The organism is Leisingera sp. S132 (assembly GCF_025144465.1).
Classification (GTDB): Bacteria; Pseudomonadota; Alphaproteobacteria; order Rhodobacterales; family Rhodobacteraceae; genus Leisingera.
Window position 1 is genome coordinate 1,411,055 of sequence record NZ_CP083553.1, and the last position, 13,075, is coordinate 1,424,129.

The 13,075-nt window shown below is 62.1% G+C and carries 15 protein-coding genes; 10 read left to right on the forward strand and 5 right to left on the reverse strand.

Translation table 11 applies throughout. The features are described 5' to 3' along the window. Nucleotides 1-167 precede the first annotated feature (167 nt). Complete coding sequence (gene eno / locus K3725_RS06910) at nt 168-1,442, forward strand: phosphopyruvate hydratase (protein WP_260018071.1); 1,275 nt, start codon at nt 168-170, stop codon at nt 1,440-1,442. Nucleotides 1,443-1,602: 160 nt separating this feature from the next. Next, the gene (locus K3725_RS06915) at nt 1,603-2,055 is read left to right on the forward strand and encodes an MEKHLA domain-containing protein (protein WP_260018072.1); all 453 of its coding nucleotides are present in this window, start codon (nt 1,603-1,605) and stop codon (nt 2,053-2,055) included. Nucleotides 2,056-2,408: 353 nt separating this feature from the next. Here the strand turns inward: K3725_RS06915 and K3725_RS06920 are convergent, their stop codons facing one another. From K3725_RS06920 to K3725_RS06930, 3 genes are all read right to left on the reverse strand, one after another. Continuing rightward, nucleotides 2,409-2,684: a glycine zipper 2TM domain-containing protein gene (locus K3725_RS06920; protein WP_039178560.1), complete on the reverse strand. Its 276-nt coding sequence runs from the start codon at nt 2,682-2,684 to the stop codon at nt 2,409-2,411. Between the two features lie 271 nt (nt 2,685-2,955). After that, nucleotides 2,956-3,405, reverse strand: coding sequence for an N-acetyltransferase (locus K3725_RS06925; protein WP_260018073.1), 450 nt, complete (start codon nt 3,403-3,405; stop codon nt 2,956-2,958). After that, nucleotides 3,402-4,343 (reverse strand): nucleoside hydrolase, encoded by a 942-nt coding sequence (locus K3725_RS06930; RefSeq protein WP_260018074.1) that lies wholly within the window; start codon nt 4,341-4,343, stop codon nt 3,402-3,404. The genes K3725_RS06925 and K3725_RS06930 overlap by 4 nt, the downstream gene beginning before the upstream one ends. A gap of 265 nt (nt 4,344-4,608) precedes the next feature. On the opposite strand from K3725_RS06930, the gene K3725_RS06935 reads away from it, so the two are divergent. Further along, nucleotides 4,609-5,163 (forward strand): hypothetical protein, encoded by a 555-nt coding sequence (locus tag K3725_RS06935; RefSeq protein ID WP_260018075.1) that lies wholly within the window; start codon nt 4,609-4,611, stop codon nt 5,161-5,163. A gap of 73 nt (nt 5,164-5,236) precedes the next feature. Here K3725_RS06935 and mazG read toward each other — a convergent pair whose 3' ends face one another. Then, the gene (mazG, locus tag K3725_RS06940) at nt 5,237-6,052 is read right to left on the reverse strand and encodes a nucleoside triphosphate pyrophosphohydrolase (protein ID WP_260018076.1); all 816 of its coding nucleotides are present in this window, start codon (nt 6,050-6,052) and stop codon (nt 5,237-5,239) included. A 63-nt stretch (nt 6,053-6,115) separates the two neighbouring features. Here mazG and K3725_RS06945 point away from each other — a divergent pair, with 63 nt between their 5' ends. The 5 genes from K3725_RS06945 to K3725_RS06965 all read left to right on the forward strand — a co-directional run bounded on the left by K3725_RS06945 (nt 6,116) and on the right by K3725_RS06965 (nt 10,518). Beyond that, complete coding sequence (locus K3725_RS06945) at nt 6,116-7,282, forward strand: M20 aminoacylase family protein (protein WP_260018077.1); 1,167 nt, start codon at nt 6,116-6,118, stop codon at nt 7,280-7,282. A gap of 77 nt (nt 7,283-7,359) precedes the next feature. Continuing rightward, nucleotides 7,360-8,328 (forward strand): agmatinase, encoded by a 969-nt coding sequence (gene speB / locus K3725_RS06950; protein ID WP_260018078.1) that lies wholly within the window; start codon nt 7,360-7,362, stop codon nt 8,326-8,328. Continuing rightward, entirely contained in the window at nt 8,321-9,268 is a 948-nt protein-coding gene (speB, locus tag K3725_RS06955; protein ID WP_260018079.1) for an agmatinase, read from the forward strand. Before speB (K3725_RS06950) ends, speB (K3725_RS06955) begins: the two co-directional genes overlap by 8 nt. 87 nt (nt 9,269-9,355) lie before the next feature. Further along, nucleotides 9,356-9,784 carry a DUF1499 domain-containing protein gene (locus K3725_RS06960; protein ID WP_409201591.1) on the forward strand — a complete coding sequence of 143 codons (429 nt, stop codon included), beginning with the start codon at nt 9,356-9,358 and terminating at the stop codon, nt 9,782-9,784. A gap of 329 nt (nt 9,785-10,113) precedes the next feature. Further along, complete coding sequence (locus K3725_RS06965; RefSeq protein WP_260018081.1) at nt 10,114-10,518, forward strand: hypothetical protein; 405 nt, start codon at nt 10,114-10,116, stop codon at nt 10,516-10,518. A 204-nt stretch (nt 10,519-10,722) separates the two neighbouring features. On the opposite strand, the gene K3725_RS06970 is transcribed toward K3725_RS06965, so the two are convergent. Continuing rightward, nucleotides 10,723-11,022 (reverse strand): hypothetical protein, encoded by a 300-nt coding sequence (locus tag K3725_RS06970; protein WP_260018082.1) that lies wholly within the window; start codon nt 11,020-11,022, stop codon nt 10,723-10,725. A 60-nt stretch (nt 11,023-11,082) separates the two neighbouring features. On the opposite strand from K3725_RS06970, the gene prfA reads away from it, so the two are divergent. Both prfA and prmC read left to right on the forward strand, forming a co-directional pair. Further along, nucleotides 11,083-12,138 carry a peptide chain release factor 1 gene (gene prfA / locus K3725_RS06975; RefSeq protein ID WP_260018083.1) on the forward strand — a complete coding sequence of 352 codons (1,056 nt, stop codon included), beginning with the start codon at nt 11,083-11,085 and terminating at the stop codon, nt 12,136-12,138. A 2-nt stretch (nt 12,139-12,140) separates the two neighbouring features. After that, nucleotides 12,141-12,992, forward strand: a complete 852-nt coding sequence (gene prmC / locus K3725_RS06980) for a peptide chain release factor N(5)-glutamine methyltransferase (RefSeq protein ID WP_260018084.1) — start codon at nt 12,141-12,143, stop codon at nt 12,990-12,992. Nucleotides 12,993-13,075: the final 83 nt, after the last annotated feature.

A 13,075-nucleotide genomic window follows, 5' to 3' on the forward strand; every position in this document is an offset into this window, starting at 1 on the left:
GGCTGGCAAAATTCCTCTGCCCTGTTGGCGCAAACAGCGCCTTGTTAGCCCTAACCTGCCGCTTTTATGCGTGTTAGCGATAACGATCCCGGTTTACTTTCCTGCAGCGGCTGGTATGACGCTGGCAGCAAAACGCGCCGCTTTCAGGCCAAACCAAGGATGGACAGATGAGCACCATTATCGACATTCACGCCCGTGAGATCCTCGACAGCCGGGGCAACCCGACGGTTGAGGTCGACGTGATCCTGGAAGACGGCACCATGGGCCGTGCTGCCGTGCCCTCGGGCGCTTCGACTGGCGCCTATGAGGCGGTGGAAAAGCGCGACGGCGACACGTCCCGTTACCTGGGCAAAGGTGTGCTGGAAGCGGTTGCCGCGGTGAACGGCGAGATTGCCGAGGAGCTGGTCGGCTTTGACGCCACCGAACAGGTCGCGGTCGATCAGGCGATGATCGAGCTGGACGGCACCGAGAACAAGGGCCGCCTGGGCGCCAACGCCATTCTGGGCGTCTCCATGGCGGTGGCCAAGGCTGCGGCGGATTTCACCACCCAGCCGCTCTACCGCTATATCGGCGGCACCTCGGCCCGCGTCCTGCCGGTGCCGATGATGAACATCATCAACGGCGGCGAGCATGCCGACAACCCGATCGACATCCAGGAATTCATGATCATGCCGGTGGCTGCGGACAACATCCGCGAAGCCGTGCGCATGGGCTCCGAAGTGTTCCATACCCTGAAGAAAGAGCTGTCGGCCGCTGGCCTGTCGACCGGGATCGGCGACGAGGGCGGCTTTGCCCCCAACATCGGCTCCTCCCGCGAGGCGCTGGACTTCATCCTGAAGTCGATCGAGAAAGCAGGCTACAAGCCGGGCGAGGAGATCTACCTGGCGCTGGATTGCGCGGCGACCGAATACTACAAGGACGGCAAATATGTGCTGGCAGGCGAGGGCAAGTCGCTGTCCAGCGAAGAAAACGCCGACTATCTGGCGGCGCTGGTCAATGACTACCCGATCATCTCCATCGAAGACGGCATGTCCGAGGACGACTGGGACGGCTGGAAGCTGCTGACCGACAAGATCGGCAATTCCGTGCAGCTGGTGGGCGACGATCTGTTCGTGACCAACCCGGCGCGTCTGGCAGAGGGCATCGAGCGCGGTGTTGCGAACTCGATGCTGGTGAAGGTGAACCAGATCGGCTCCCTGACCGAGACCCTGAAGGCGGTCGATATGGCGCACCGCGCGCGTTACACCAACGTGATGTCGCACCGCTCGGGCGAGACCGAGGACGCTACCATCGCCGACCTGGCGGTTGCCACCAACTGCGGCCAGATCAAGACCGGCTCGCTGGCGCGCTCTGACCGGCTTGCGAAATACAACCAGCTGATCCGTATCGAGGAAGCGCTGGGTGAAGTGGCAGAATACGCAGGCCGTTCGATCCTGAAGTAAGGCCCGAGGCCAGAAGAAACTGCGGGGAGTCCCCGCGGGAAAGCTCCGCCTGAGTGGCGGGGCTTTTTTACTGTTTGCCGATCCGTTTGCACGTATGGCGGCTGGAAGAAGTGGCAAGCGCGGTCTATTGCTCCCTCGCAAAATTTCTTAAGAGGCAAAGATGCAGGTGCCTGGACCGCAGAACAGTTATCAAGCCCAACATGCGGAGCTGCTGCTGTCCTCATTTGCAAAGGTAACAGGCCGGAAGCTGCTGGAAAGCGCAGATGCCGAAGCGCTCTATCACGCGCCGTTTCCGGTACTCTCGCACAATACAGCCGCCGATCCGGTGCTGACCTATGGCAATCTGGCGGCGCAGGTGTTGTGGGGTATGGGCTGGGAGCAGCTGACGTCGATGCCGTCACGGCTGACGGCAGAGCCTGCGCACCGGGAGCAGCGGGATGCGATGTTTGCCGAGATGCGGGCCAAGGGGTTCATTGAGGACTACGCAGGCGTCAGGATCAGCGCCTCGGGGCGGCGGTTCGAGATCCGCGGGGCCGTGATCTGGCCGCTGCTGGGTCCGGACGGCGTGAAGCTGGGCGAGGCGGCAAGTTTCCGGGACTACAGGTTTATCTGACGGCATACCTGCCGGAAACGGCATATGTGGCCCGGATCACAGACGCTCACGCTGGCGTCATGTTAGCGTGTTCTTACGCGGTGCAAAGGTGCTGCGGGAAAGGGGAACAGGCCATGCAGATGCAGATGCGGATGTTGCGCACAGTGGCAATCTGTGCAGTTCTTTCGACCCTATTGGGGTGCAGCGGACCGGGGATGTACCCGTTCAGCGGTCAGGCCGCGTCACCGGATGATCCGGTCCAGCGGCTGAACCTTGGCGGGGAAATACGCTGATACCAGGGCTGCGGCCTGTGTGCGGGTTGCAGCCAAAGATCTGGCGCCCTGGCCGGGGGGAGGGCGCCAGATCAAAATACCTTAGCAGGCTGCGGTGTAATAGGTGCCGTCGCCGCGGGAATAGGCACACTGGTTTGACTGGTTGTTCTGCGCAACCAGAGTGCCGGCAGCAGCGCCGCCAAGCGCCGCAATCAGGCGCCAGTCGTCATCAGCCTTGAGCGCGTCAGCGGCGATCAGGCCAGCTGCGGCGCCGCCTGCCACACCGGCAACGGTGCGCTGTTCCGGCGTCAGGTTGGTACAGGCGCCAAGGCCCAGTACAGCGGAACTTGCGAGAGCAGGGATCCAGCGGAAAGTCATTTGAATTCTCCATTTTCAGGTCCAGGGCGGCCAAATTGCGGGCCGCAGACGGGACTATAACGCCGGCCTCAGCAGGATGGTTCCTCATAAAAGCGCGCAGTGAGAGCAGCAGCGCAATTCTGCCGGAGGGGGCGCACAGCGGCGGGCTTTTGCCGGGGAAGGGTGGACGGGCCCGCCGCGAAGTGCTGGATTTCAGTTCGATCTCAGGCCTGGAAGCCGGTGGGTTTCCGGGCCGTATTCTGTACGTCAAACTGTCTGCAGGCCCGGCGTGTCAGAGCTGCTTGGACATCAGGATGTAGTTCTTGCGCGGCTGGAAGCGGGTGCGCAGGTAGAGCCGCTGGGCCGTTTCGTTTTCCCGGTCGACCTCCAGGTGCAGGGCGCGCATGCCGGCCGTGGCAAGCGATTTCGGCAGTTCGGTCAGCACTTCGGTGGCGATGCCGCGGCCGCGCACGGCGGGGCGGATGTAGAGTTCATCGACAAACCCGTCCATGCCGCCGAATTCCACTGACCAGCCGAAGGTGATCACGATGTAGCCGATCGGGGCGCGGGTGGGGCCGATCAGGTAGACGGCGCCGTATGGGTGGCCATTCAGCAAAGGCTCAATGCCGGCGCGGCGGTGCTCGTCGCTGCTGTCCAGTCCGGATTCGGCATGGAAGGCGGCAACCAGGGCCAGAACAGTGTCCAGGTGTTCGGGTTTGGCGAGATGCAGGGCGGCGCTCATAGGCGGGCGAGCCTTTCTGTCAGAAGGGTGAAGAAGCCGTCCGCGTCTGCATCGCTGATGAACAGGGCATTGGGCGTGCGGTCCGTGACGCCCCACCAGTCGGCGACGGTCATGCCGAGGGTGAGGTCGGAAGATGTTTCAATTTCCACGTTCACATGGCGGCCGGAGAACAGGTCAGGCTGCAACAGCCAGGCGATGACGCAGGGGTCGTGCAAGGGGCCGCCCTCTGAGCCGTATTTCTCCACATCGAAGCGTTCGAAGAATTCCAGCATCTCTGCGGTGAAATGGCCGACGCGGGTTCCAAGGGCGCGGATTGCTTCGACGCGCGGCTTGGTGGCCAGCACCTTATGCGTCACATCCAGCGGCATCACGGTGACCGGCACGCCGGATTTGAACACGGTTTCAGCCGCTTCCGGATCGACATAAATGTTGAATTCTGCTGCCGGGGTGATGTTGCCGACCTCGAAATAGGCGCCGCCCATCATCACGATTTCCTGGACCCGGGGGATGATGTCCGGGGCGGTGGTAAACGCCGCGGCGATATTGGTGAGCGGACCCAGCGTGCAGAGAGTGACAGTGCCAGACTCATGGCTGCGCAGAGTTTCGATGATGAAATCAACGCCATGACCTTCGGCCAGTGGCATCGCGGGTTCCCACAGGTCCGGGCCGTCGAGGCCGGTCTGCCCGTGCACATGTTCGGCGGTGATCAGCGGACGGGCAAGCGGCGCTGCACTGCCTGCAAATACGGGCACATCCGGGCGGGCGGCGGCCTCGCAGACAATGCGGGCGTTTTTGCTGGTCAGTTCCAGAGGGACATTGCCCGCCACGCAGGTGATACCAAGAAGGTCAAGATCTTCCGGGCTGGCCAGTGCCAGCAGGATGGCGACGGCATCGTCCTGGCCGGGGTCGGTATCGATGATGATTTTTCTGGCGCTCATGGCGGTCTCCGCTGGTCGTGAATAGCGAGACTACGCGCTGCCGTTCCAGGTTTGAACCGGCAGGGCGCGAACCTTTGCAAATTTCCGGAGATTTTCTGCGACGGAAGTTTGCCGCTCCCGCGTTTGCTTTCTATAGTTTCCTGACGCTGCGTCACGGGCGGGATGGCCCGCTGACGCTGGGCGTGATTTTTCAGCCCGATTGAGGGCCTTATTGGTACGGCAAGGTTTGGCCGGAAACACTTTGATTAATTGGGGAAGACAAGAGATGCCGAACGAACCCAAGGTTGTTGGCGATATCCTGAAAGACAAAAAGATGACCGCCGCCTACATGGATTACTGCAAGCGGCGGTATTGCCTGAATGAGTTCATGTTCACCCAGAACAAGGGCAATCCGGAATCGCTCTGGACCCGCTACATGGACCAAAAGAAAGGCAAGGAGCCGGTCAATATCACTTCCAAAACTCATCTGGCGGCCAAGGCGCTGGCCGACAAGGGCGATTTCAAGAACGGTGACTGGAAGAAGATCATCGAGACCGGCAAGAAAGAAGTCATCCTGATGCTGAACAAGGATGTGATGGGCTTTACCGGCGGCGACGAATACAAGAAATACGTGGCCGAAAATAAAATGGGAGACCCCAAGAAGGCTGCCAAGCTGCTGGGTATCACCGACGCCAAGAAGCTGAAGGATGTGATGGTCAATATCGCGGTCGGCGACAAAAAGACCGCGGAGAAGCTGTGGAAGGACCTGATGAAGAAGGAAAAGATCATCGAGGACTTCAAGACCATCATGGCGAATCTGAAGAAAGCCGGCTTGGCCTGAAGCCTTCGGCTGCCAGGCGGCAGCGCCGCCGGGGTTTGAATTTTTAAGGCAAAGAAAAAGAGACGGGACGCGCTCAGGCGCGCTCGTCGGCCTTTACCGCGTCCCAGAGCGCGTCCATTTCGGCCAGGTCGCTGTCCTCGGGGCGTTTGCCGCGGGCGGCGAGCTTGGCCTCGACGCCTTCGAAGCGGCGGGTGAACTTGGCGTTGGCGGCCCGCAGGGCGGCCTCTGGTTCAACTCCCAGGTGGCGGCCCAGGTTGGCCATCACAAACAAGAGGTCGCCGAACTCCTCTTCGACTTCCGCGTGGGACAGGCTGTCGCGGGCCTCGACCAGTTCGGCACATTCTTCGGTGATCTTGGCAATAACATTGTCAGCCGACGGCCAGTCAAAGCCAACCCGGGCCGCGCGTTTCTGCAGCTTGTAGGCGCGCAGGAGCGCCGGCAGGCCAACCGCCACACCGTCCAGCGTACCCTTCTGTTCCTTTCCGGCGCGTTCTGCGGCCTTGATTGCCTCCCAATCCTGGGTCTGCTGTTCAGCGGATTTCTCGCGGCTTTCGTCCCCGAAAACATGCGGGTGGCGGAAGACCATCTTGTCCGACATGGTCCGGACGACGTCCTGAAAGGTGAAGTGGCCAGCCTCCTCAGCCATCTGGGCGTGGAAGACGGATTGGAACAGCAGGTCGCCCAGTTCGCCCTTCAGCTCATCCCAGGCCTCGCGTTCGATGGCGTCGGCAACTTCATACGCCTCTTCAATGGTATAGGGGGCGATGGTGGCAAAATCCTGTTCGATATCCCATGGGCAGCCGGTTTGCGGGTCGCGCAGGCGCGCCATAATTTCCAGCAAGCGCTCGATGCCTGCGGAGGGGTCGTGGATCAGGTCTGTTTCTTGCATTGCGGCTGCTCTTTTTCCGGTGTCAGATGCATCATCCCGAGTCTGGAGCAGGAGTCCACCCCGATGCCCGTTGTGAACCGTATTGCCGACTATGCCGAAGAGATGAAGGCCTGGCGGCGGCATCTGCACCAGATCCCGGAACTGGCGCTGGACCTGCCCAAGACCGCTGCATTTGTGGCAGAGCGGCTGCGGGATTTCGGCGTGGATGAGCTGCACGAGGGCATCGCGCAGACCGGTATGGTGGCGATCATCAACGGGCAGGGGGATGGCCCGACCATTGGCCTGCGGGCGGATATGGATGCGCTGCCGATCCCTGAGGAGACAGGGGCGGAGTATGCCTCTGGCCATGCGGGCAACATGCATGCCTGCGGCCACGACGGCCATACCGCTATGCTGCTGGGCGCGGCGAAATACCTGGCAGAGACGCGCAACTTCAAGGGACACGTTGCGCTGATCTTCCAGCCCGCGGAGGAAGCGATCGGCGGCGCACGCATCATGGTCGAAGAGGGTATCATGGAGCGTTTCGGCATTGGCGAGGTCTATGCGCTGCACAATGCGCCCGGCCTGCCGGAGGGTCATTTTCTGACAACACCGGGCGCACTGATGGCCGCGGTGGATACTTTCCATATCCATATACAGGGCAAGGGCGGCCATGGCGCAATGCCGCATGAAACCCGCGACCCGGTGATGGCGGCCTGCGGCATGGCGCAGGCGATCCAGACCATCGTCAGCCGCAACCATCACACGCTGGAGGATCTGGTGGTTTCGGTCACCCAGATCCACACCGGTACCGTCGACAACGTGATTCCCGATACCGCCTATATCAACGGTACCGTGCGCACGTTTAACCCCGACGTGCAGAAGATGGTGATGCGCCGGATGAAGGAGATCGTTGCCGGTCAGGCGGCGAGTTACGGCGTTGAGGCGGAACTGGATTATGAGATCGGCTATCCGGCCACGTTCAACGATGCCGAAAAGACCACCTTTGCGGTGGAAGTCGCCAAGGAGATTTCCGGCGATGCCAATGTAGAGGCTGACGGCGGACGCGAGATGGGGGCAGAGGATTTCGCCTATATGCTGCAGGCACGGCCCGGCTCTTACCTCTTCCTGGGGCAGGGCGACAGCGCCGGGCTGCATCATCCGAAGTATGACTTCAACGACGCGATTGCGCCGGTGGGGGCGTCCTTCTTTGCCCGGCTGGTGGAGCGTGCGCAACCGCTGAACGGCTAGTGGCGCTGAGTGATGACAATGACCTGCTGGTCCTGTATTTGATCAAAAGGTCAGGATAAGAACCGGGACACTCCGCCATGGCATTGGAAGACGCAAAACGCATCGTCGATCACGCCTTCACCCGTGAGGATTTGAAGGGGCTGAGCCCGGAAATCACCTTTGGCGGAGCGACATCCTTTTTGCGCCGGAAATACACCAAGGACCTGACGGGCGTGGACATCGCGGTGACTGGCGTGCCGTTTGACCAGGCCGTCACCAACCGTTCCGGCACCCGGCTGGGGCCGCGGGCCATCCGGGAGGCATCGTCCATGCAGGCGCCGGATGAGCCCTACGGCTGGCCGTACAAACCGCTCAGCACCCTGGCGATTGCAGATTACGGCGACCTGGCCTTTGATCATGCCAATGTGCCCGAGTTTCCCGCAGCGCTGACAGAGCATATCCGCGGCATTCTGGCGGCGGATGCGGCCTCCGTCGTGCTGGGCGGGGATCACTACATCAGCTTTCCGATCCTGAAAGCCTATGCGGAGAAATACGGCTCGATTTCGCTTCTGCAGTTCGATGCCCATACGGACACTTGGGCGGATGACAACATGGACCGGGTGGACCACGGCACCATGTTCTACAAGGCGGTGAAGACAGGGATCGTCGATCCGGCCACGTCCGTGCAGGTGGGGATCCGCACCACCAATGACGACACGCTGGGGGTCAATATCATCGACGCGCCCACCGTTCACGAGATCGGACCGGTGGAAACCGCGCAGCGGATCAAGGACATCCTCGGGGACCGGCCGGTTTATCTGACCTTTGATATCGACTGTCTTGACCCGGCCTTTGCGCCCGGCACCGGCACGCCGGTCTGGGGCGGGCTGAGTTCGGCCCAGGCCTCGCGCATCCTGCGGGAGATTGCCGGCATCAATATCAAGGGCGGCGACGTGGTGGAGGTCTCTCCGCCCTTTGACACAACCGGTGCAACTGCTATTGCCGGAGCACACGCAGCGACGGAAATTATCTGCCTTCTTGGCTGGAACATGAGAGACAATGACTGACTTCAATCAGCCGATCAGCGGCAATGACCTGGCGCGGTTTTCCGGGCCGAACACCTTTATGCGGCTGCCGCAGGCGACTTCGCTGGGCGGTTTGGATGTGGCTGTGCTGGGAGTTCCGATGGATATTGGCACCTCCTGGCGGTCAGGCACGCGGTTCGGGCCCAAGCAGATCCGCTCGGAAAGCGCGATGCTGCGGCCCTACAACATGGCGACGGGCGCGGCGCCCTTTGACAGTCTGAACATTGCCGACATTGGCGATCTGGCGATCAACACGTTTTCGCTGCCGGAATCGCTGCGGATAATCGAAGACAGCTATGATGCGATCCTGTCCGGCGGGGTGGTCCCGGTGGCGATGGGTGGAGATCATTCCATCACCCTGCCGATCCTGCGCGCCATTGCCAAGAAATACGGCCCCGTCGCGCTGGTGCATGTGGATGCCCATGCGGATGTGAACGACGAGATGTTCGGCGAGCGCGAAACCCACGGCACCGTGTTCCGCCGCGCCTATGAGGAAGGGCTGATCGTCCCGGACAAGACCTATCAGATCGGCATCCGCGGCACCGGTTATGCCGCCACCGATTTCTCCGAGGCGCAGGGCTGGGGGTTCCAGCACTTCCCGGCGCAGGAGCTGTGGAACCGATCGCTGCACCAGATGGGTGCGGAAATTCGCCGCGATATCGGCAATAGGCCGGTCTATGTCTCCTATGATATCGATAGTCTTGACCCGGCCTATGCGCCGGGCACCGGCACGCCGGAAATCGGCGGGCTGACAACGCCGCAGGCGCTGGAGCTGATCCGGTCCCTGAAGGGGGTCAACATCGTGGGCTGCGACCTTGTGGAGGTGTCGCCGCCTTATGACCCCTCGGGCAACACTGCCCTGGTGGGCGCCAACCTGCTCTATGAGCTGTTGTGCGTGCTGCCGGGCGTGGCAACGAGATAAGCGGTCCGGCCTCACACAGAAGGCCGGGGGAGGACCGCGTGTGAGGAGGAGGCAAGGGGTGACCTTGAAACCGCGTTGAGGCGGCTGATGCTGCTGGGCTGGCTGCTGCTGGCCGCGATAGTTGCCGGGCTGGGATTCATCCGGCTGGCGCCGAGCGACCCGCTGGACTGGAACACCCAGCCGGAGCTGAGCGAGGACAAGGAGTTCCGCGGCGGCGTGTTCCGGGTGATCCGGACCGGGCCGGACGGGCTGGAGCGGTTCCACCGCATCGCCAGCCATGCGCCGCGCACTAGCGTGCTGGCGGGCGGCCCGGACGACGGCATGGTGACCTATATCACCCGCACCCAGGTGCTGGGCTTTCCCGACTATACCACCGCAGCGCAGGACGGCGATCTGCTGAAGGTTTATGCCCGCCTGCGGTTCGGGCGGTCCGATCTGGGTGCCAACCGGGAGCGGATCAACACCTGGCTCGCCGAGATGGAGGATGCGCCGCAGGCCGCTACCGCTGGCGAGTAATGCTGGGCTCCCGCCTGTTTGCGGGCTTTTCGAAAAAGCGCCTCACAGTTGGGCCGGGCGCCGCGCTGCCGCGCGGCGCAGGCTCACCGGCTGGCAGCCGATGAGCCATTGGTTTGCTGAGAAGCACTTCTGGGGCAGGGGTGTCTCTGAAGTCGCGTTGTCGATTGTGTTAAGTCATGCCGCATCAAGGGCAAGCCGCGCCCGCGCGCGGTGGCTGCGCCACCCTTGACCCGGTTCTGCGATTGTTGATTGTGGTTTGCAGAGCCTTGTTCAAAAAAGTTTTTTAGGCGCTGAGCAATCAGTGCGGACTATAAAATGGAGAGCATTTCATGACCCATGGATACACGAAGCCTGTGCTGTCGCTTGCTTGTTGCGCGCTGTTTGCTGCCTGCGGTGGAGTGCCTGCCAGCAATGAGCTGCAATTCGACAACGACGGGAATGGCCGTTTCAGCGGTAGTGCGGGTTCAGGCTGGACGGTACAGGATATCAACACCTATGCCGCCGGTCAGATATGCGGCGGCGGTCCTGTTACAGGCTTCAATGTCAGAGTGTTGCCCAATGCCCCTGAATACAAGATTTTTTCGGGCGCTTGTGCTTCCGGAGAATATGGCGTGGTCGCTGAAGACGCAGGTCAGAACTATGTCGTGACCGCCCCGACCACCCCAGCCGCGCCGGTGGTGACGCCGGCAGGCAATAGTTCAGGGTGGGACGGTTCCACTCCTTTTGTGGATTGATCGGGCTGGTGTCTATTGGGGGTGAAGTGCGGCGCGGGCAAAGCAACGGCGCGGATACTGGTATTCGCCCCTCAAACCCGACATAGGAAGCCTTACTGTTCCAAGCGCGGTTGCAGACCTTGTTAGGGAGAAAATGCCCGCGCAGATGCTCGCGGCAAAAGAGCTTTCACTGTGCAGCAGAAATTGCGCCTTAGCGGCTGCGACTTAGATCTTCGGAAGCTCTGGTGGAACTGCTGAAGAACCGGGCATCTCTCCCAGCGACGCCGACAGGCAGCTGCTTTGCACCTCGCGCCACATCGGCACGTTCAGGGACATCTGGCATTGCGCCATGAACATGCGGCCGTCCACTTGCAGGCAGCGCAGCTCACCCAGTTCGACCCGGGAGCCGGATTTGTCGGTGCAGTAGCAGTCGATGGTCTTGCCGCCTGGCCCCTTCACATCCGCCAGCACCAGGCCGGGCAGGGTGAGGAGGATTGTGGCAATAAGGGCTCTGGCATGTCGCATGGGTCTAGCATATCACATGAGGGTCATTTGGCCAAAACATGAACAACAATAGGCGCACCCATGGTTCCCGAAGAACGGCTGGAACAGATCCTGCAGCGGTTTCAGTATCTTGAAGCCGCAATGGCGGATGGCGCGGGGGGCGGGGATATTGCCGCTCTGGCCAAGGAATACTCTGACCTGCGCCCGGTGGCGGAGCAGGTTACTGCGTACCGCAAGCTCCTGAGCGATCTGGAAGAGGCGGAAGCGATGCTGGCGGACCCGGACATGAAGGACCTGGCCGCTGAAGAGATCCCGGCGCTGAAGGCCGCGATCCCGGAAGCAGAACACACGCTGCAGCTCGCCCTCCTGCCCAAGGATGCCGCCGACAGCCGCCCGGCGATGCTGGAAATCCGCCCGGGTACCGGCGGTGATGAGGCGGCGCTCTTTGCCGGTGATCTGTTGCGGATGTACCAGCGTTATGCCGAAGGGCGGGGCTGGAAGTTCGACGTCATCGAGGAGCAGGTGACCGAGCTGGGCGGCATCAAGGAAGTGGTGGCCCATATCAAGGGTGACAATGTCTTTGCCCGGCTGAAATATGAATCCGGCGTGCACCGGGTGCAGCGGGTGCCTGCAACGGAAAGCGGCGGGCGCATCCATACCTCAGCGGCCACCGTTGCGGTGCTGCCCGAGGCCGAGGACGTGGATATCCATATCGACCCGAATGACATCCGCATCGACACCATGCGGGCGTCGGGCGCGGGCGGCCAGCATGTGAACACCACCGACTCGGCTGTGCGCATCACTCACCTGCCGACCGGGCTGATCGTGACCTCGTCGGAGAAGTCCCAGCACCGCAACCGCGAGATCGCCATGCAGGTGCTGAAAACGCGGCTGTACGACCTGGAACGGCAGCGGATCGACGGCGAACGCTCGGCGGACCGGGCCAGCCAGGTGGGCTCGGGCGACCGGTCGGAACGAATCCGCACCTATAACTTTCCGCAAGGCCGGATGACTGACCACCGCATCAACCTGACGCTTTATAAGCTGGACCAGGTGATGGGCGGCGATCTGGAAGAGATCATCGACGCGCTGACCGCGGACAATCAGGCGCGGCTTCTGGCCGAGATGGGGCGGTGAGCATGGCAGAGACCGCGGCACAGGCAATGGCGGCCGCAACAGCCAAGCTCCGGGCGGCCGGGGTGCAGGACCCGGCGCGGGATGCGCGGGTGCTGCTGGCACATGCAGCTCGGATCGAGGCCAGCCGGGTGACGCTTATCGCGCCGGAGGAACTGGCGCCGGAAATTGCCGAACGCTATGAACAGCTGGTTTCGCTGCGGGCGGTCCGGGTGCCGGTGTCGCATCTGATCGGCGAGCGGGAGTTCTACGGGCGCCGCTTCAAGGTCTCTCGCAATGTGCTGGATCCGCGGCCGGAGACTGAAATCCTGATCGAGGCGGCATTGGCGGAGCCTTATGTGCGGGTGCTGGACCTGGGGGTTGGCTCCGGCTGTATCCTGGTAACCTTGCTGGCAGAGCAGCAAGAGGCCACCGGGCTGGGGGTCGACATCAGCGAGGCAGCCTGTCTCCAGGCCAGCGCCAACGCGGTTCTGCACAGGGTAGAGTCGCGCGCCGATATCCAGCAATCCGACTGGTTTGAAAAGGTCGAGGGGCAGTTCGACCTGATCGTGTCGAACCCGCCTTATATCGCGCTGGACGAAATGGACGGGTTGTCTGCTGAAGTGCGCGGGCATGAGCCGGGCATTGCGCTGACGGATGGCGGCGACGGGCTGGGCGCCTACAGGCAGATTGCGGCGCAGGCCGCGGCGCATCTGGCGCCAGGCGGGCGGATACTGCTGGAAATCGGTCCGACGCAGGGCCGGGCGGTGAGCGTGCTGCTGGAATCCGCCGGTTTCAACGGTATCGCGGTGCTGCCGGATCTGGACGGGCGGGACAGGGTGGTACGGGCGCATTCCCCCTCAAATCGCGGATTTTAACGCGAAAATCTGCAGATTCGGGTGAAAAAACACAGAAAAGCCAATTGGCCCCCTTGTGTGGGGCTTCGGAACATGGTTACTCA